Raw genomic sequence first — 18,646 nt, 5'->3', positions numbered from 1 at the left:
AGGATGGCGATGAACGATCAGCCGCCCCGAGGAGAACCCGTGCAGACCCAGCCCTTCGATCTCGCCTCCCCCGACGGCACGACGCTGCGTGGGCGCCGTTGGCTCTCCGACGACGTCCCCGTGCGAGCCGTCCTCATCATCGCCCACGGCATGGCCGAGCACGGCGATCGGTACGCGCGCTTCGCCGAGGCCGCCACCGGCGCCGGGTACGCGGTCTACGCGGCCGATCACCGCGGCCACGGACGCACCGCGGACGGGGCCACCTTCGGCTACTTCGCCGACTCCGACGGCTGGAACCGCGTCACCGACGACATCGACGTCGTCGTCACGCATGCCCTGGGCGAACACCCCGATCTGCCGGTCGTGCTGCTGGGCCACAGCATGGGCTCGCTGCTCGCCCGCACGTACGCCGTGCGTCACGGTGAGCGACTGACTGCGCTGGTGCTGTCGGGCACCCCCGCGGACGCCGGGACGCTCGGGCTCGTCGGGGCGAAGCTGGCCGCAGCAGAGGCGCGCCTGCGCGGCCCGAAGCACCCGAGCAAGCTGCTCGACAAGCTCTCGTTCGGAGCGTTCAACAAGGCGTTCGAGCCGGCCCGCACGGACTTCGACTGGTTGAGCCGCGACGAGGCCGAGGTGGACGCCTACATCGCCGACGAGATGTGCGGGTTCGTCTGCACGGCAGGCTTCTACGTCGACATGCTCGGGGGCCTGCACCGCGTCAACACCCCCTCCTTCGTCGCGGCGACCCCATCGAACCTGCCCATCCTCGTCGTCTCCGGCGGGGCCGACCCGGCCGGCGGCAACGGGCGCGGCGTCGAGGCCGCGGCGGCGATGCTGCGCGATGGCGGCGTCACCGACGTCACGCTCGAGCTCTACCCGGGCGCGCGTCACGAACTGTTCAACGAGACCAACCGGAACGAGGTGACGGCGCACGTGCTCGCGTGGATCGGGGCGCGCCTGCCACAGGAGGCGTGACCCGCGTCACATCAGCGGCCTCAAACCTGCCGGAGAGAGGCTACCGACGCGTAGCGTTGGCTCAAGGAGCCCTCCGCCTGCGACGAAAGGAAGCACATGACTGACACCACGCCGCGCACCGAGGTGCACGGACTCCAGGTCGCCACCGTTCTGTACGACTTCATCAACGACCAGGTGCTTCCGGGCACCGACGTCGACCAGGAGACGTACTGGAAGGGTTTCGCCGAGGTCATCACCGACCTCGGACCCAAGAACAAGGCTCTCCTCGCCGAGCGTGACGAGCTCCAGGCGAAGATCGACGCCTACCACCGCGACAACCCGGGCAAGCCCGACTTCGACGCGTACAAGGCCTTCCTCACCGAGATCGGCTACCTCGTCGACGCACCCGCCGACTTCTCCATCACGACGGAGAACGTCGACCGCGAGATCACCGACACCGCCGGTCCGCAGCTCGTCGTGCCGATCCTCAACGCCCGCTTCGCGCTCAACGCGTCGAACGCCCGCTGGGGTTCGCTCTACGACGCGCTCTACGGCACCGACGCGATCGACGAGGCCGACGGCAAGGAGAAGGGCACCTCGTACAACACGGTGCGCGGCGACGCCGTCATCGCGTTCGCGAAGAACTTCCTCGACCGCGCGGTGCCGCTGGCCGAGGGTTCCTACACCGACGTCACCGGTTTCGCCGTGGAGGGCGACCAGCTCGTCGTCACGCTGGACGGCGGCAAGACGACGGCCCTCAAGGACACGGACGTGTTCGCCGGCTACAGCGGCCTGCCCGCGCAGCCCGAGGGCGTCCTGCTGCAGCACAACGGCCTGCACCTCGAGATCCAGATCGACCCCGAATCCCCCATCGGCAAGACCGACAAGGCGGGCATCAAGGACGTGCTCGTCGAGTCGGCCGTGACGACGATCATGGACCTCGAGGACTCGGTCGCCGCCGTCGATGCCGAGGACAAGGTGCTCGGCTACACGAACTGGCTCGGCCTCAACAAGGGTGACCTCAAGGAGGAGATCGCAAAGGGCGGCAAGACCTTCACGCGCGAACTCAACCCCGACCGCACCTACACGGCCGCCGGCGGCGACCACCTCACGCTGCCCGGCCGTTCGCTGTTGTTCGTGCGCAACGTCGGCCACCTCATGACGACGGACGCCGTGCTCGACGCTGACGGCAACGAGGTCGGCGAAGGCCTGCTCGATGCGCTCGTCACCATCCCGGCCGCCATCCACGGCTTCGCCGGCAAGGACGGCGTGAGCAACACGCGCACCAACTCGATCTACATCGTGAAGCCTAAGATGCACGGCCCGAAGGAGGTCGCGCTGACGAACGAACTCTTCGCCCGCGTCGAGCAGTTCGTCGGGCTGCCGGAGAACACGGTGAAGGTCGGCATCATGGACGAGGAGCGTCGCACGACGGTCAACCTCTCCGCCTGCATCGAGGCCGCCAAGGAGCGCGTCGTGTTCATCAACACGGGCTTCCTCGACCGCACCGGCGATGAGATCCACACGTCGATGCTCGCGGGCCCGATGATCCGCAAGGGCGAGATGAAGGGTTCCACGTGGATCAAGGCGTACGAGGACAACAACGTCGACGTCGGCCTCGCTGACGGTCTCGCGCACAAGGCGCAGATCGGCAAGGGCATGTGGGCGATGCCCGACCTGATGAAGGACATGCTCGAGCAGAAGATCGGCCAGCCGAAGGCCGGCGCGACGACGGCCTGGGTGCCGTCACCGACCGCCGCGACGCTGCACGCGCTGCACTACCACCAGGTCGACGTGTTCGCCGTGCAGGAGGAGCTCGCGAAGCGCAAGGCCGCGTCGGTCGACGACATCCTGCAGATCCCGCTCGCGGAGAACACGGACTGGTCGGACGCCGACAAGCGCGAGGAACTCGACAACAACTGCCAGTCGATCCTCGGCTACGTCGTGCGCTGGATCGACCAGGGCGTCGGCTGCTCGAAGGTGCCGGACATCCATGACGTCGCGCTCATGGAGGACCGGGCGACGCTGCGCATCTCCAGCCAGCTGCTCGCGAACTGGCTGCAGCACGGCATCGTCACCGAAGACGAGATCGTCGAGTCGCTGAAGCGCATGGCGCCGGTCGTCGACCAGCAGAACGCCGGTGACGCGAAGTACGAGCCCATGGCGCCGGACTTCGACGGCATCGCGTTCAACGCGGCCAAGGAGCTGATCCTCCAGGGAACGAAGCAGCCCAACGGCTACACCGAGCCGATTCTGCACCGTCGTCGGCGAGACAAGAAAGCTCAGTGACGATCAAGCCCGACCGAGGTAGGTTCGCGCCGGAGCGTGCGAAGGCCCGGCCCTGCCGAATCGGGCGCTGAGGAACTGAGCCAATGAGTAGTCCGCGCGCTGAGGATCAAGCGAACGGAGTTGAGGGTCGCCTGACCCTCACGATGGCGCGTAACTCACGGGTAGGCACGCAACTGCACGCCTACGTGTGAGTTACGCGCCATCGTGCGCTCTGGGATCGGCGCGGGGCGCCCGAGGGCTGTGCGCGACCTGGGTTCCGTTGGAACGCCTAGCATTCGGACATGAAGCGCATCGACGTCCATGCTGACGGGCCCGCGAGTGTCGACGCGGCGTGGCAGGCCTACGTGCACGTCGATCGGTGGCGTGACTGGTCGCCGCACATGCCGCCGGTCGAGGCGGATGCCGTGGTGATCCGTCCCGGCGCGGAAGGACGGTGGCGTCTCGGGCCGGTGACGGTGGGGCGGTTCGTCATCACCGACGTCGATGCGGTGGCGAGGACGTGGAACTGGCGCGTCAGCGTCCTGGGGCTGACGACGACGGGCGAGCACCGCGTCGAGGTTCGTCGGAGCGGGTGCCGCTGCCACATGGCGATGGATCTGCCGCCTCTCGTCGGGCACGCCTATCGACCCGTCGCATGGTGGGCTCTTCATCGCCTTGCTCGCAGCTCGTGAGGCACCGGTCCACGCGAAGAGGGTGTGGAGAAAGGCGTCATCCGTGACGCGTTTCTCGACACCCCTGGTGGCTTCTCTGTGCGCCCACATGCACCCGGGTGCATCTGGGCGCAAAGAGACGACGTCAGACGGCGACGTTCTCCTCGAGTTCCTCCTCGGTCTCGGGGTCGAGCTCGTCGCGCTCGTCCTGATGCGCGTGCTCGGCGTGACGTCCGACGGGGCGGGACGCAGCTTCCTCGAGCTCACGGGCTCGCACAACACGTCGCTGTTCGACCGCGCATCCGGCTGTGAGACAGAGCAACCCGACGACCAGCCAGCCGAACAAGATGGTGAGCGGGCCGGCGATCGAGGCGTCCGGGAAGTAGATGATGCGACGCAGCGCCTCGACGAAGCCGGAGCCGATCCAGAAGTCGTGCAGCCAACCGAAGAAGCTCGGCTGCATGACGGGCGCGAACACGCCGCCGGACGAGGTGAAGTTGAGCGCGACGAAGATCGCCGAGTACAGCAGCGTCGCGAACCGTCCGACGATCGGGTGCAGGCCGACACCGACCGTCAGCACGCCGGCCGTGTAGAGCAGTGACAGCGCCCACGTTGCGAGCGCGTGCCCACCGAACATGTCGTAACCCCACGCCGCGATCGCGAGTTCGATCGTCGAGATGACGACGGCGGCGCCGGCGGCGAGGGCGATGCGCTGGGCGAACGGGCGGCTCGCAGCCGCCGCGCCGATGGCGATCGACGTGGCGTACGCGGCGACCGTCAGGGCGACGAGGAAGAAGAAACCGTTCTGGCCGGCGGGGTCGTCCTCGGTGAGGGGCGCGACGTCCTTGACGGTCAGCGCATCGTGCTGCTTCTCCGCGACGGGGCGGAACATCTTCTCGACGACGGACTTCGTCGTGTCGGACGCGCCACCGGCGGTGAGCAGTTCGGCCTTGCCGTCACCGGGGACGTAGGCCGCGGAGATCTTCAGGTGCTTCAGCTGATCCGTCGCCTGCTCGGGCGTCGCGATCGTGCGGACGTCCGCCTCGTCGCCGAACGCGTCCTGCACCTTGGCCGCCAGCGGGCCCGCCTGTTGAGCCTGACCGACGACGGCGACGGGCACGTGGTGGGGCGACGGCTTGTGGAAACCACCGAGGTAGGCGGCGCACATGATGAGACCCATGAGGATCGGAACGATGACGTGCGACAAGACCGTCCTCATCGGGGCCTGCGCGGTTGGCGGATGCGCGGTGGACATCTCTTCCCTTCGTTTAGTTAGGTTATCTATGTTTAATGGTACGCCTGACTGCGAAGTGTGCGCGAGCTGTGGGGCCAGCGTCAGATCGGATCGTTCCGAGGGCCCACCCGGTCAACCCGTTCTGCGTTTTCGCCGATCGCGGCCTGAGCCATCCGCGACAATGGCACGGTGACTGCGCACTTCGAATCCGTCGACGACGTCCGCGACCGCCTCGCGGATGCCGGTTATCTCGCGAGCGACGCCATCGCGACGACGGTCTTCCTCGCCGACGCACTCGGTAAGCCGCTGCTCGTCGAGGGCCCCGCCGGCGTCGGCAAGACCGAGCTCGCCAAGGCCGTCACGAGCGCGCTCACCGCGACCACCGGCGAAGACGCCGACCTCGTGCGCCTGCAGTGCTACGAGGGCATCGACGAGGCCCGCGCCCTCTACGAGTGGAACCACGCGAAGCAGCTCCTGCGCATCACCGCCAACACTGCGCTGGCACAGACGAACGCGACAGGGACCACCGCGCAGGCGACCGACGACGAGGTCGCTCACGACTGGCAGGCCCTCGCCACCGACATCTTCACGGACGAGTTCCTCCTCACCCGCCCGCTGCTGCGCGCCATCCGCAACGAGCAGCCCACCGTCCTGCTCGTCGACGAGCTCGACAAGGCCGACGTCGAGGTCGAAGGCCTCCTCCTCGAGGTGCTGAGCGACTTCCAGGTCACCGTGCCCGAACTCGGCACCCTTGCCGCGACGCAGCGCCCGTTCGTCGTCCTCACCTCCAACGCCGCGCGCGACCTGTCGGAGGCTCTGCGCCGACGCTGCCTCTTCCTCCACATCGACTACCCCAGCGCCGAACTCGAACAGCGCATCGTCGCCCTCAAGGTGCCGGGCCTCGACGCGGCGCTCGCCGAGTCCGTGGTCCGGCTCGTGCAGCGCCTGCGCGAGATGCCGCTGCGCAAGGCGCCCAGCATCGCGGAAACCGTCGACTGGGCGCGCACCCTCGTCGCACTCGGGGCCGACAGCTCCGACGACCTCGACCCCACCGTGCTGCGCGCCAACCTCGGCGTCCTGCTCAAGCACCAGGACGACATCGAGCGCGCCTCCACGCTGCTCAAGCTCGATGCCTGACGAGCACCACTTCCCGGGGGCGTTCCACAACCGCCCCGCGGCCGGGCAGCCCGAACGTCACGAACCGCTCGACGACGCTGCGCCGCGTGGCGAGGACACGCAGACACCCGCGGTGATCGGCCCCCTCGGACGCCGCCTCGTTGCCCTCGCCGACGCGATGCGCCGCCACGGTGTCGTCGTCGGAACGAGTGACGTCGTGGATGCCGGGCACGTCGCGGGCGCCCTCGGTCTCGAGAACCGCGAGCGCCTGCGTGAGGGGCTCGCAGCGGCTCTGGTGCGCCGGGGCGAGCAGCGCGGCGTCTTCGACGATCTGTTCGACATCTTCTTCCCTGCTGCGCTCGGACGACGCACTGCGGCAGGCGATCTCGGCGCCGACGACCTGCTCGCCCAGCTACCGGAGTTCGACGCGGAGAACGCCGATGCCGCCGAGCTGCGCGAACGCGCCAAGGCCCTCACCGAACTGCTTGCGAGGGCTCTCGCCGAGAACGACGAGCAGGCCCTCGAGACGCTCGCGGGCGTCGTCGTCGACGAGTTCGGGCGCCTGCGTCGCGCGGGTGACGAGGGGTTCTCTGCGAACCAGGCCATCGACCAGTTCCAACCGAACCTCGCGGTTGCGCGGGCCACGGAGCTTCTGCGCGAGCACGACGAGTACCTGCGCCGCCTGCGAGCCGAGCAGGAGGCGGACGCCCTCGAGGGCAGCGGCAGCTCCCCCGGTCTCGCCGACGAGGGCGTCGGCACCTCCGAGGGCGGCGGTGGCGCCGGCAGTGGCGGTCAGGCCGCAGCCCCACTCGAGGGGTGGCAGCCCGACCCGTTCGTCCAGCGTTTCGACCGCGACGAGATCCGTACGCGCGTCGCGGGGTTCCGGCGTCGCATCGAGACCGAGTCCCGCCGTCGCAACGCCGAGATCCGCGGCAGCGCGAGCCAGGCGACCTACGCCGTCACCACGCCGATCGAGCGGCGCGACTTCAGTCAGACCTACGCGATCGACGCCGCCCAGATGCGTCGCGTCGTCGAGCCTCTCGCGCGCAAACTCGCGGCCCGCATGGCGGCGAAACGACGCCGCGCCAGTCACGGGCGCATCGACATCCGCAAGACGCTTCGTGCGTCGATGTCCACCGGCGGAGTTCCTATCGCGCCCGTCTACGACCACCGCACGCCGAACCGCTCCGAGCTCGTCATCCTCGCCGACATGAGCAGCAGCGTCTCCGGCTTCAGCCGCTTCACGATCCTGCTCATGCAGGCGATGCAGGCGCAGTTCGCGCGCGTGCGCGTCTTCGGGTTCGTCAACACCGTGGACGAACTCACCGAGACCGTCCGCTCCGTGGGCGCGGACGGCGACCTCATCGAGGCGCTTCGCGGCAACACTCGGATGCAGCGCGGGCACCGCAACTCCGATTACGGCATGACGTTCGTCGACTTCGTCGCCCACCACCTCGACGCCGTCACGCCGCGTGCCACCCTGCTCGTCCTCGGCGACGCTCGCACCAACTCGACGAACCCGCGCTACGACGCGCTGCGCACCATCGTGGACGAGGCACGTCACGCGTTCTGGCTCAACCCGGAGGCCGAATCGCAGTGGGGCACGGGTGACTCCGTCGCGACGAAGTACGCCGAGATCATCGACATGCACGAGTGCCGCACGATCACCGACCTGCGCGACTTCGTCACGAAGGCCCTCTGACGCCCTGAGGGTCGGCTATCCCGTGCAGTTGTATGGATCTGGCTGCGATATTTCGCCGCCAGATCCACAGAAGTTCCCCAGGTGGCTGGGTGGTCAGTCCGTCAGTTCGGCGACGAGGGCGCGCACACGCGCGTCGATGTCGTCGCGCACGAGACGCATCCGCTCCACGCCCTCGATGCCGCGCAGCGACGGTTCGTCGGTGGTCCAGCGCTCGATGTCGGTTCGCATTCCCTCCACGGGTTCGACCTGCGCTTCGCCACCGATGACGACGACGCGGTCCGCGCGGCGCAGCAGATCGACGTCGATCGCCTTGGGGTGTTCGCCCTCGAACGTGGCGCCCGCCTCCTCGACGGCCGCTCGCGACTCCTCGTTGAGCTTCGATCCCGGGTGCGTGCCGGCCGAGTGCACCTCGACGGAGTCGCCGGCGTGCAGGCGCGTCAGGGCAGCCGCCATTTGCGACTTTCCGGCGTTCTTGACGCAGACGAACAGGGCACTCGGGCGGGGCTCGCTCATGCTCGGGTCTCCTTCGGCACCTGGGGGAAGCGCCCGCGCAGCGCGAGCGAGACGTAGACGAGGCCGACGAGCACGGGCACCTCGATGAGGGGCCCGACGACGCCCGCGAGCGCCTGGCCGGACGTTGCCCCGAAGGTCGCGATGGCGACGGCGATGGCGAGCTCGAAGTTGTTGCCGGCCGCAGTGAAGGCGAGCGTCGTCGTCCGCTCGTAGCTCATGCCGAGCGCCTTGCCGAGAACGTAGCCGCCGCCCCACATGAGGGCGAAGTAGACGAGCAGAGGCAAGGCGATGCGGGCGACGTCGAGCGGGTTGCGCGTGATGGCGTCGCCTTGGAGCGCGAAGAGCAGGACGATGGTGAACAGCAGCCCGTAGAGGGCCCACGGCCCGACGCGAGGCAGGAACGACCCCTCGTACGCGTCGCGGCCCCAACGCTTCTCGCCGACACGGCGTGAAAGGAAACCGGCCAGCAGCGGCACGCCGAGGAAGACGAGCACGGACGCGGCGATGTGCCACGGCGACACGTCGAGGTTCGTCTGCTCGAGGCCGAGCCACCCGGGCAGCACCGACAGGTAGAACCACCCGAGGCCGGCGAAGGCGATGACCTGGAAGACCGAGTTGAGCGCGACGAGCACGGCCGCGGCCTCGCGGTCACCGCAGGCGAGGTCGTTCCAGATGATGACCATCGCGATGCACCGGGCGAGCCCGACGATGATGAGGCCCGTGCGGTAGGCGGGCAGGTCGGCCAGGAAGATCCACGCGAGCGCGAACATCACGGCGGGCCCGACGAGCCAGTTCAGGACGAGCGACGCACCGAGCATCCGCTTGTCGGCCGTCACGGTGTCGAGGCGGTCGTAGCGAACCTTCGCGAGCACCGGGTACATCATGACGAGCAGGCCGATGGCGATCGGCAGCGAGACACCCTCGACCTCGACGGCGGAGAGCGCGTCGTCGAGACCCGGCACGAGCCGTCCGAGAAGGAGACCGACGGCCATCGCAGCGACGATCCAGACCGGCAGGAAGCGATCGAGCGTCGAAAGGCGCGCGGCAACAGGGGCTTGCGTGGGCTCGGCGGAGCCAGTGGCATCGGTCTTCATCGTCATGAACTCTGGCCAACATATTGATGTTTGTCAATGTGTCGGTAGGGTGAGCCACATGTCCACCCCCGCAGAGTTCACCTGCGCTCCCGCCGCCGACGCGGCGCTGCTGCCGCTCGACGACGCGAATCGCCGGGCCGAGCTCCTCAAGGCGATCGCCGATCCGGTGCGGCTGCGTCTGCTCACCTACCTCGCAGCCACCCCCGACGGCACGGTGTGCGCCTGCCACCTGCCGAGCCAACTGGGCATCACCCAGCCGACCCTGAGCCATCACCTCAAGAAGCTGACGGACGCCGGGCTCCTCATGCGCGAACAGCGCGGACGGTGGGCGCACTACACCGTCGTCCGGTCGCGGCTCGACGAAGCTCGGTCAGCGCTCGAGCTCTGACCCAGCCGGTGCAGATGTGTCGATGTGGCCGCGATATGCCGCCACCAGATCGACAGAAGTTCCCCGGACACGCGAACGCCCGGCCTCTCGCGCTTCGAGGGGCCGGGCGTCACGTCAGGGGGCTACTTGATGAAGCCTTCCTTCTTGAGCCAGTCGAACGCCACGTCGGACGGGTTCTCACCGTCGACGTCGACCTTGGCGTTGAGCTCGATCATCGTCTCGTTCGTCAGCTTCTTCGACACAGGGCCGAACAGGTCCGACAACTGCGGGTTCTTCTCCAACGTCTTGGTGGAGAACACCGGGGCGACGTTGTAGAGCGGGAAGAACTTCTTGTCGTCGGCGAGCACCTGCAGCTTCAGCACCTTGATGCGGCCATCGGTCGTGAAGACCTCACCGAAGTTGCACAGCCCGTTGTTCGTAGCCGCGTAGATCGCACCCGACTCGAGCTTCTTGATCTGGTTACGCGGAATCTCGCTGCCGAGCGGAATGCCGTAGGCCTTGAGCATCGGCTCGAGGCCGTCGTCACGGTTGGCGAACTCGGTGTCGACGCACAGCGTGCGCTGCGCCTTCGGCACCTTCTTGAGGTCGGACAACGACTTCACGTTGAACTTATTCGCCGTGGCTTCCTTCGCCGCGAACCCGTAGGTGTTGTTCATCGGCGCGTACTGCAGCCACGTCAGACCGTTCTTCGCGTCCTCTGCCTTGACGGCGTCGAACTGCTTGCGCGGGTCCGGAATCGGCTTCGTGTGCCCCATGTACGTGATCCACGCCGTGCCCGTGTACTCCCACGAGAACGTCGTCTGGCCCTGGATCTGCGCCTCACGAGCCGCCGCAGAACCGGGGATCGTCGTGAAGTCCTTCACGTTTCCCCCGGCCGACTGCAGCAGGATGACGGCGATCTTTCCGAGGATCTGCTGCTCCGTGAACTGCTTGGAACCGACGGCGATCTCGGCGCCGTCGAGCTTCTTCACGGAGGCGAGCTTCGGCCCCAGTTCACCCGAGGGCGAGATGCCGGCCGAGGTACCGAGGCCACAGGAGCTGAGCAGCAGCGAACCCGCTGCCGCCGCTCCGGCGACGCCGGCGAGCCTGGCCCGCGGAGTACGAATCAACTTGTGCGTCATGCGATCACAGCCCCTTCGGGGTGACGATGGCCTCGAGCACACGCCCGGCCCACTCGAAGACGAGCGCGAGCAGGGCGATGAGGATCGCGCCACTGACGAGGATCGGGTAGCGGAACAGGTTGATGCCCGCCTGGATGAGCGCGCCCAGACCGCCGGCGTTGATGAACGTCGCGAACGACGCCGTACCGACGAGGAGGACGAGCGCGGTGCGCACACCGGCCATGATGACCGGCGCCGCGAGCGGCAGCTCGACCGTCGCGAGCGTCTTCATCTGGCTCATGCCCATGCCGCGGGCCGCCTCGACGAGCGTCGGGTCGACCTGCTGCAGACCGACGATCGTGTTGCGCAGCACCGGCAGGAACGCGTAGATCGCGAGAGCGAGAACGGCCACCCAGAAGGTGAAGCCGATCCACAGCGCGAGCAGCACGATGAGGCCGATGACCGGCGTCGCCTGGCCCGCGTTGGCGAACGCGACGACGGGCCCGGAGAAGCGGCGCAGCTTGGGACGGGTCAGGGCGACACCGATGGGCAGCGCCGTGGCGAGCACGAAGAAGGTGGCGACGAACGTCACCTTGATGTGCTCCCACCCGAGCTTGCGCAACGCGGACCAGTCGAGCTGACGCGCCTCGATGGGGTCGAGATCGGCGGTCTGACGCCAGATGACCCAGGCGCCGAAGATGACGAGGATGAGGACGGGCAGCCCGAAGATCAGACCGAGTTGATCGCGTCCGATACGGCCCTTCACTGTTCCTCACCCTCCTCGGCCTGCTCGCGGAAGTCGGTGTGGCTCGAGGTGTTCGCCACAGCCACCGAATCGGGCGTGGCCTCGGCGTCGGCACCGTGACGGCGCGACTCGGCCGCCTCGTGGGTGTCCTGGATGTGCGTCATGATCTGCTGGAACGACGCGACACCGCGGTACTCGCCGCGCCCACCGGTGACGACGACGGCGCCGTGGCTCGAGCTGAGCATGGCGTCGAGGGCGTCGTTGAGCGTGGCGCGGTGGTCGACCGTCTGCAGTGCCTCGCGGCGACGGTTCTCGACGCGCTCGCCGCGCAGCTTGGCGGCGGTGACGAAGTCGACCGGACGACCACGCTCGTCGAGCACGACGACGTTGCGCACACCGGACGCGGTGGCGTTGCGCTGCACGTCGACGATGGAGTCACCCACGCGAACCGTCGGCGCGTCGGCGATCTCGACATCGTCGAGGCGCGAGAGGGCGAGGGACTTGAGGGCCGAACCGGCACCCACGAAGTCCTCGACGAACTCGTTGGCCGGGGCCGCGAGGATGTTCTCGGGGGTGTCGTACTGCTCGATCTTGCCGCCCTCGGAAAGGATGAGGATGCGGTCGCCGAGCTTGAGAGCCTCGTCGATGTCGTGCGTGACGCAGATGATCGTCTTGCGCAGCTGGCGCTGGATGCTGAGCATCTCGTCCTGCAGGCGCGTACGCGTGATCGGGTCGACGGCGCCGAAGGGCTCGTCCATGAGGATGACGGGCGGGTCGGCGGCGAGGCCGCGGGCCACACCGACACGCTGCTGCTGACCGCCGGAGAGCTCACGCGGGAAGCGGTCGCGGTAGCGTTCCGGGTCGAGGCCGACCATGTCGAGCAGCTCGTCGACGCGCTTGGTCGTCTTGGCCTTGTCCCAGCCGAGCAGGCCGGGGACGACGGCGATGTTGTCGGCCACCGTCATGTGCGGGAAGAGTGAACCACCCTGGATGACGTAACCGATGCGCCGGCGCAGGTCGTCGGCCTTCGACTCGGAGATCGGCTTGCCGTCGATCGTGATGGTGCCGCTCGTCGGGTCGATGAGACGGTTGATCATCTTGAGCGACGTCGTCTTGCCGCAGCCCGACGGGCCGACGAACATGACGGTCTCACCGGCGGGGATGCGCAGCGACATGCCGCCGACGGCAGCCTTCGCCTGGCCGGGGTACTTCTTGACGACGTTGTCGAAGACGATCTCGGCGCCCGTGACTTCGCTGCGCTGAGAGCTCGTGGCGTCGACGTCGGTGTTGACGTCCGTGTTGACGTCGTCAGCGCGCTCGACCGGCGTGGCGCCCTGGGCTTCGGTGGTGTTGTCAGGCACGGATCCCCCTGGGAATCGTCAGTCGGCCGACGCCGACAAGAATGAGGTCGAGAAGGAGCGCGAGGACGACGACACCGATGGTGCCGACGAGCGCGTAGTTGAGCGCGTTGGCGCCGCCCACCTGGGCGAGGCCGGTGAAGATGTAGCCACCGAGGCCGGGGCCGAGGGCGTAGGCGGCGATGGCGCCGACGCCGAACGACATCTGGGTGGACGTGCGCACGCCGGCGAGGATGACCGGCCACGCCATGGGCAGGCGCACCTTGAGCAGCGTCGCTGCCTTGCTCATGCCCATGCCCTGCGCGCTTTCGAGCAGGTTCTTGTCGACCGACTCGAGGCCCACGACCGCGTTGCGCAGGATCGGCAGAACGGCGTAGAAGCAGACTGCGAGCACCGACGGCAGGGCACCGATGCCCACGAGCGGCAGCAGCACGCCGAGGAGCGCGAACGACGGGATGGTCAGACCGACCGCCGAGAAGATGTTGGCCAAGCCCTTGAGCCTGTTGTTCCGAATGACGATGACCGCAAGGACGAGCGCGATGATCGTGGCGAGCAAGACGGCCTGGACGACGAGCGAGGTGTGCTGGTAACTGCGATAGGCGATGTCCTGCCATCGCTCAGCGATGAATTCCCACACGAGGCGTCATCCCCCTTTCCACAATGTGCCCGCCGACGCCCCGTGCGGCACACGGGAGTAGGCGGGCTTCGTTTGGCTCATCCTAGGTGCGCAGCCGCGTCAGACCGCGGCTTCCCGGGGCGCGCGGGCCCCGCCGGCGCTCGATGGCCGACGGTCGCGCGCGCCGTTCTCCTTGCCATGACAGAGGGAATTCACAGTTGATAACGAATGGCTCACGAATCCCTGAATATTGCGACAGTGCGGGCAAATCGGTCGATTGTGCCCCTCGGGATCGGGAGGATGACGTCATGAGTGTGCACCCGGCGTCGCAGCTTCCGTGGCAGACCTACCGTGACGTGCGTCTGCGTGCGTTGGGGACCAATCCGGAGGCGTTCGGCTCGTCGTTCGAGCGCGAGGTGGCCTTCCCCGACGAGCGGTGGGTCGAGCGCGCGTCGAACCCCGGGACGCTGCTGTGGGTGGCTGACGACGAGCCGGATGCCTCGAGCGGCGTCGCGCCGCGTGCTGACGGTTTGGCGGGCCTCTTTCCCGCCTCCGGTTATCTCGACGACGTGGAGAGCGCTCGGACGCTGACGGACGACCCGGAGCGTCTCGCCTTCGTCGTCCAGGTGTGGGTGGAGCCGGGTCGGCGCGGCACCGGCGTCGTCGACGACCTTGTCGAAGCACTCGTCTTGCGGGCACGCGAGTTGGGTTACCGGGTGCTGGCGCTGCACGTGTTCCGCGCGAACGAGCGGGCCGCGGCGGCGTACGTGCGGCACGGGTTCACGCAGGTGAACCCGCCGTCGCCGGCGTGCCCGGCCGACGAGGACGAGTACGTCCTGACGCTCTGAGCTCGCACCGGCGCGACGACCTGTTCAGGACACAACGTGCACCGGTGGCACGTCGGCATCTCAAACCGGGACCATCAGGACACAACGCGGCGTGACGGCACTCGCGCACCCACCGGCATGGCCGGAGCGAGCGGGCCGGCCCAGCGTCAGCGGCTCAGAAGAACCAGCCGTCGGGCAGGGGCTGGCCCTCGGGACGCGCGCCGTGGCCGCGGCCGTCCGTCGCGGGAAGGCCACCGGCCTGCATGGCGGCGACGTCGATGTAGTGCTCGGTGCCGAAGCCGGCGTTGAACGCCTCGGCGGGCATCGCCAGGATGCCTGCGGCGTCGGGCTGCGACGCGTGCGCGCCGAGCGCGGCGCGCTTCTTGTCGAGGTAGGCGCTGACGTCGACGCGGAAGCTGATGTCGCGCTCGGCCATGCCGAGGGGGTTGCCGTCGTCGCCGCCGGCGTCGGGGTCGAAGCCCTCGCCCTCGGGGATGAGCCCGGCCTCGCGGGCCTGACGCATCTGCTCGCGCAGGGCGTCACGGTTCATCGTCGACTCGAACACGCGCGGCGAACTCTTCGCCAGCGAGACCGCGCGGTGGAGCACGTTGTGCACCTTGACGTGGTCGGGGTGGCCGTAGCTGCCGTGCCAGTCGTAGCCGACGACGACGTCGGCGTTCTCCTCGTCGAGAATGTCGGCGAGCGCCTGCCCGGCGATGACGGGGTCGGCGCCGTGGAAGGATCCGTCGACGTCGTTCTGCTCCCAGCCCGTCATGCCCGAGTCGGCGTAGCCGAGCCACGCGACGCGCGCCGTGCCGAGCACCCGAGCGGATTCGGCCGCTTCCTTGCGGCGCCGCTCGACGACGGTCTCCCCCTCGGCCATGTCTTCGGCGGGCGAACCGTGGTCACCGTTCGTGGCGTACACGAGCACGACGCGGTGGCCCTCCTCGACGGCGCGCGCCATGGCACCGGAGGTCTGGCTGGCTTCGTCGTCGGGGTGGGCGTGGAAGAAGACGATGGTCGACACGCGCGACAGTTTCCCACGACCGCCGTGGCGGCACCTACCGCGCGCAGTGAAGCGCCCCAGGTTCTGCGCCGCTCCTATACGGGTTGCGGCTCTCGGATGAGGGCCGCGTAGTGGGCTTGCTCGAACTCCACCGGGGTCATTATCTCAAGAGTGGAGTGCAGACGCCTGGGTCTGCTGAAGGTTTAGTTGAGTCGGCTGTGCAATTGCGAGCAGCGATCCGCATGGACGATGCGGCCCCGGCGCCGCCAGGTCACCGGCGGGCGACGGTGGAATCGAGTGCGGAGACAGCTAAACTGGACTGCATCCGATCACTGATCGAGTAGCCCCTGATGCGGCCTCTGGTTACTCATCCTTGACAGCATATAGGCACCGCTTTCCCGGTCCGTTCAAAGCTTCGTGATAGCGCTCGACCACACCTCGTTCGGTCGATTGGCGACTAAACCCGGGGCAGACCCACATCTGATCCTCTTGTTTGCTGCTTCCTTATGTAGGTGGCCGAACTCTGGGTCGTCGCGATGGGCGTCGCACAAGGTCTTCGCACAGTGCGTCTGGGGCACTTCAGCCTGCGAGTCCGGAGCGGCGAGCCACCGTCGTGCGGCGCGCGAGTTGGAAGATGAGTGTCAGAGATGCGATCGAGTAGGCTTGAGCTATGAATACTCAGGGTGTCGAAGTGGGCGGCAGCGGTGGCACGGAGGAGTGGGGGATGCAGCCAGCGCATCCAAGCTTTGCGGCGCACTTCACCGATCCGATGTACAACGATCCGGCTGATGAGTGGGCGCCGTTCGGCAGCGACGAGGCTGCCGACGTCCTTGCCGAGTGGGAGGAACGTCGCGAAGCGCTGACATCGTCCACGCGGTTGCGTGACATGTATGACTCCGAAAAGGACTGGCAAGAGTCGGTGAGCGAGATCGGTACGTCACCGCTCGACACCGACGACGAGGCTACATGGGTGGTGGCGCGAGCCTTTACGTTGCTGAGGCTCACTGGCCAGATAGACGATGAAGGCAAGGCTGTTGCGCTGCGCGGTCTCGACCGCCTCCTCCAAGAGACGGACAATGCACGGGAGTACGTCCAGCAAAAACGTGATTTGGAATCCTGGCGCAATCCCACTGAGTGACTAGGGCGTGTCTGACAAATTTCGGCGGCGGGATTTGAAACGATCATGCCGTTTCACCTTTTCAAGTCCTCTCGGATGCTCCGTGTGAAGCGCCCCAGGTATCGCGCCGCGTCCTTGTGAGTTGGAAGGATGCGAACCATGCCGAAGAAGATCGATCCGAAGGTCAAAGAGCGGTGCGTGCGCCAGGTACTGGAGCACTTGCCGGAGTACCCGTCGCTGACCGCTGCTGCTGGGGTCGTCGCTCGCCGTGAGGGTGTGGGCAAGGAGTCGGTACGTCGCTGGGTGCTCCAAGCCCAGGTCGATGGCGGCCAGCGCCAAGGGGCCACCACCGAGGAACTGGCCCAGATCAAGGAGCTCAAGGCCAAGGTTCGGCGGTTGGAAGCCGACAACGAGATCCTGCGCCGGGCCTCAATTTTCTTCGCGGGGGAACTCGACCCCCGCGATCGCTGATCGTCGCCTTCATCGACGAGATGCGAACCGAGGGCCACGCGGTCGAGTCGATCGGGTCTGCTGAAGGTTCGGTTGAGTCCTTGGATGCATCCCCGACGGTGGGGGTGCTGGAAGGATGAAGCACTGTGCCGAAGAAGTTCACCGAAGAGTTCAAGAAGGACGCTGTCGCGCTCGTGACGGCGGGCAGCAGTCAACGTCAGGTCTGCGCCGACTTGGGCATCTCGAAGTCCGCTCTGCGCACCTGGGTGCAGGATGCCCGGTTCGCGTCGGCGGGCATGAAGCCCGCCGATGATCAGCAGCGCAAAGAGATGGCGGGGGCGCTACGGCGTATCCGCGAACTCGAGCAGGAAAATGAAGTGCTCTGCCGCGCCGCGGCGTACCTGTCGCAGGTGCACATCACGCCCCCAAAATGGGGTACCCGCTCGTCCAAGAGCTTGCTGCCCCCGACGCCCCGATTCGGGTGCCGGTGGCGGTGACGTGCCGGGTGCTGGGCTTCAGTCAGCCGGCGTACTACAAATGGCGGGCACAGCCCGTCAGCGCATGTGAAGCCGAGGAAGCCATCCTGAGCGGGGTGCTTCGCGAGTTGCACGACGAGGATCGCGAAGCGGGCTACCGCGGCTTGTCCAATGACCTCGCCGACCGCGGGTATGTGTGCTCCGACCAGCGTGTGTGGCGTTTGTGCCACGTCGCGGGCGTCCGATCGGCCATCCACGACAGGAAGAGACGCGGACCTGGGTCGCCGGGCCCCGCCGTGCACGACGACCTGCTCGCCAACCAGGACGAGCGCGTCGTCACACGCCACCGCTTCAGTGCTGAACGAGCGAACCAGGTGTGGCTGACCGAAATCAGTGAGCACCACACCCGTGAAGGAGAGCTGTACGTGTGTGCGGTCAAGGACGTATTCGCGAACAGGATCGTCGGGTACAGCATTGATCGGCGGATGAAGGCGCAGCTCGCGGTCGACGCTCTCACGATGACGATCGCGCATCGTGAGAATCCCGTTGGTGTCATTGTGCATTCAGACCGTGGCAGTCAGGGCGGATTCAACTGGTCGTCGCAACACCCTGATCGTGAGGGCGTGTGGTGAGACGAAAGCCAGAAGAATCAGCGGCGCCGGCGGGTACGCGCCGGCAGTGGCGGGTGGTGTCATAGCGTCGTAGCAACAGTGCGGGTGGCGTGCTGGTGGTGGTCGAGGAGTGCGGGTGGCGCGTCGGGTGTTGACGATCGCGGATCGGATCGAGATCTCGACAGGGGTGAAGCCCGGCTGGGAAGTGCGCAAGATCGCTCGGCATCTGGGGCGTGATCCAGGCGTCATCAGCCGCGAGATACGCCGCAACCGCAACGCTGATGGCACCTATCGTGCCGTCGGGGCGTGTCAACTTGTCTGTGTAAGCGGGGTGGTCACAGGTAGGGGTTGATCCGGTCGGGGTAGGCCGCGGCGAGCTGGGCGAGGGCCTGCTTCCAGT

Annotated in this window: 18 protein-coding genes and 1 pseudogene; 11 read left to right on the top strand and 8 right to left on the bottom strand. The window is 67.5% G+C overall.

Annotated elements, in window-relative coordinates; all coding sequences use genetic code 11:
* The first annotated feature begins 39 nt into the window (after nt 1-39).
* The 3 genes from D1832_RS14075 (at nt 40) to D1832_RS14065 (ending at nt 3,914) form a co-directional block, all read left to right on the top strand.
* Nucleotides 40-975: an alpha/beta hydrolase gene (locus tag D1832_RS14075; RefSeq protein WP_118914977.1), complete on the top strand. Its 936-nt coding sequence runs from the start codon at nt 40-42 to the stop codon at nt 973-975.
* Nucleotides 976-1,071: 96 nt separating this feature from the next.
* The gene (locus tag D1832_RS14070; protein ID WP_118914950.1) at nt 1,072-3,243 is read left to right on the top strand and encodes a malate synthase G; all 2,172 of its coding nucleotides are present in this window, start codon (nt 1,072-1,074) and stop codon (nt 3,241-3,243) included.
* A gap of 281 nt (nt 3,244-3,524) precedes the next feature.
* The gene (locus tag D1832_RS14065; protein WP_047310979.1) at nt 3,525-3,914 is read left to right on the top strand and encodes an SRPBCC family protein; all 390 of its coding nucleotides are present in this window, start codon (nt 3,525-3,527) and stop codon (nt 3,912-3,914) included.
* A 124-nt stretch (nt 3,915-4,038) separates the two neighbouring features.
* On the opposite strand, the gene D1832_RS14060 is transcribed toward D1832_RS14065, so the two are convergent.
* Complete coding sequence (locus D1832_RS14060; protein WP_241511025.1) at nt 4,039-5,100, bottom strand: hypothetical protein; 1,062 nt, start codon at nt 5,098-5,100, stop codon at nt 4,039-4,041.
* A 216-nt stretch (nt 5,101-5,316) separates the two neighbouring features.
* Between D1832_RS14060 and D1832_RS14055 the strand changes: the two genes are divergently transcribed.
* Complete coding sequence (locus tag D1832_RS14055) at nt 5,317-6,264, top strand: AAA family ATPase (protein ID WP_118914946.1); 948 nt, start codon at nt 5,317-5,319, stop codon at nt 6,262-6,264.
* Complete coding sequence (locus tag D1832_RS14050; protein WP_118914945.1) at nt 6,257-7,945, top strand: VWA domain-containing protein; 1,689 nt, start codon at nt 6,257-6,259, stop codon at nt 7,943-7,945. Before D1832_RS14055 ends, D1832_RS14050 begins: the two co-directional genes overlap by 8 nt.
* 93 nt (nt 7,946-8,038) lie before the next feature.
* Here the strand turns inward: D1832_RS14050 and D1832_RS14045 are convergent, their stop codons facing one another.
* Nucleotides 8,039-8,458 (bottom strand): arsenate-mycothiol transferase ArsC, encoded by a 420-nt coding sequence (locus tag D1832_RS14045; RefSeq protein WP_118914943.1) that lies wholly within the window; start codon nt 8,456-8,458, stop codon nt 8,039-8,041.
* On the bottom strand, nt 8,455-9,558 hold the full coding sequence (arsB, locus tag D1832_RS14040; protein WP_274541974.1) for an ACR3 family arsenite efflux transporter: 1,104 nt from the start codon (nt 9,556-9,558) through the stop codon (nt 8,455-8,457). The genes D1832_RS14045 and arsB overlap by 4 nt, the downstream gene beginning before the upstream one ends.
* 52 nt (nt 9,559-9,610) lie before the next feature.
* Between arsB and D1832_RS14035 the strand changes: the two genes are divergently transcribed.
* On the top strand, nt 9,611-9,940 hold the full coding sequence (locus D1832_RS14035) for an ArsR/SmtB family transcription factor (protein ID WP_118914941.1): 330 nt from the start codon (nt 9,611-9,613) through the stop codon (nt 9,938-9,940).
* 122 nt (nt 9,941-10,062) lie between these two features.
* Here D1832_RS14035 and D1832_RS14030 read toward each other — a convergent pair whose 3' ends face one another.
* From D1832_RS14030 to D1832_RS14015, 4 genes are read right to left on the bottom strand one after another with little or no spacing between them, the layout of a single operon-like run.
* Nucleotides 10,063-11,061 (bottom strand): glycine betaine ABC transporter substrate-binding protein, encoded by a 999-nt coding sequence (locus D1832_RS14030; RefSeq protein WP_118914940.1) that lies wholly within the window; start codon nt 11,059-11,061, stop codon nt 10,063-10,065.
* Nucleotides 11,062-11,065: 4 nt separating this feature from the next.
* Complete coding sequence (locus D1832_RS14025; RefSeq protein WP_118914938.1) at nt 11,066-11,806, bottom strand: ABC transporter permease; 741 nt, start codon at nt 11,804-11,806, stop codon at nt 11,066-11,068.
* The gene (locus D1832_RS14020; RefSeq protein WP_338067329.1) at nt 11,803-13,146 is read right to left on the bottom strand and encodes an ATP-binding cassette domain-containing protein; all 1,344 of its coding nucleotides are present in this window, start codon (nt 13,144-13,146) and stop codon (nt 11,803-11,805) included. Before D1832_RS14020 ends, D1832_RS14025 begins: the two co-directional genes overlap by 4 nt.
* On the bottom strand, nt 13,139-13,780 hold the full coding sequence (locus D1832_RS14015; RefSeq protein ID WP_047310972.1) for an ABC transporter permease: 642 nt from the start codon (nt 13,778-13,780) through the stop codon (nt 13,139-13,141). The genes D1832_RS14020 and D1832_RS14015 overlap by 8 nt, the downstream gene beginning before the upstream one ends.
* A 287-nt stretch (nt 13,781-14,067) precedes the next feature.
* Here D1832_RS14015 and D1832_RS14010 point away from each other — a divergent pair, with 287 nt between their 5' ends.
* Complete coding sequence (locus D1832_RS14010; protein WP_182434807.1) at nt 14,068-14,607, top strand: GNAT family N-acetyltransferase; 540 nt, start codon at nt 14,068-14,070, stop codon at nt 14,605-14,607.
* Between the two features lie 154 nt (nt 14,608-14,761).
* Here the strand turns inward: D1832_RS14010 and D1832_RS14005 are convergent, their stop codons facing one another.
* Nucleotides 14,762-15,613, bottom strand: a complete 852-nt coding sequence (locus D1832_RS14005; protein ID WP_118914934.1) for a PIG-L deacetylase family protein — start codon at nt 15,611-15,613, stop codon at nt 14,762-14,764.
* Nucleotides 15,614-16,262: 649 nt separating this feature from the next.
* On the opposite strand from D1832_RS14005, the gene D1832_RS14000 reads away from it, so the two are divergent.
* The 4 genes and pseudogenes from D1832_RS14000 to D1832_RS15955 all read left to right on the top strand — a co-directional run bounded on the left by D1832_RS14000 (nt 16,263) and on the right by D1832_RS15955 (nt 18,598).
* Nucleotides 16,263-16,730: a hypothetical protein gene (locus D1832_RS14000; RefSeq protein ID WP_118914932.1), complete on the top strand. Its 468-nt coding sequence runs from the start codon at nt 16,263-16,265 to the stop codon at nt 16,728-16,730.
* Nucleotides 16,731-16,868: 138 nt separating this feature from the next.
* Nucleotides 16,869-17,180 (top strand): hypothetical protein, encoded by a 312-nt coding sequence (locus D1832_RS13995; protein ID WP_129665963.1) that lies wholly within the window; start codon nt 16,869-16,871, stop codon nt 17,178-17,180.
* Nucleotides 17,181-17,305: 125 nt separating this feature from the next.
* A pseudogene (locus D1832_RS15960) lies at nt 17,306-18,261 on the top strand (IS3 family transposase); the annotation flags it as partial.
* A gap of 115 nt (nt 18,262-18,376) precedes the next feature.
* Complete coding sequence (locus tag D1832_RS15955; RefSeq protein WP_338067328.1) at nt 18,377-18,598, top strand: helix-turn-helix domain-containing protein; 222 nt, start codon at nt 18,377-18,379, stop codon at nt 18,596-18,598.
* The last annotated feature ends 48 nt before the right edge of the window (nt 18,599-18,646 follow it).

The organism is Dermacoccus abyssi, assembly GCF_003515945.1.
Classification (GTDB): Bacteria; Actinomycetota; Actinomycetes; order Actinomycetales; family Dermatophilaceae; genus Dermacoccus; species Dermacoccus abyssi.
Note: the sequence above shows the minus strand (reverse complement) of the source record. Positions and strands in the feature narration are given on the sequence as shown.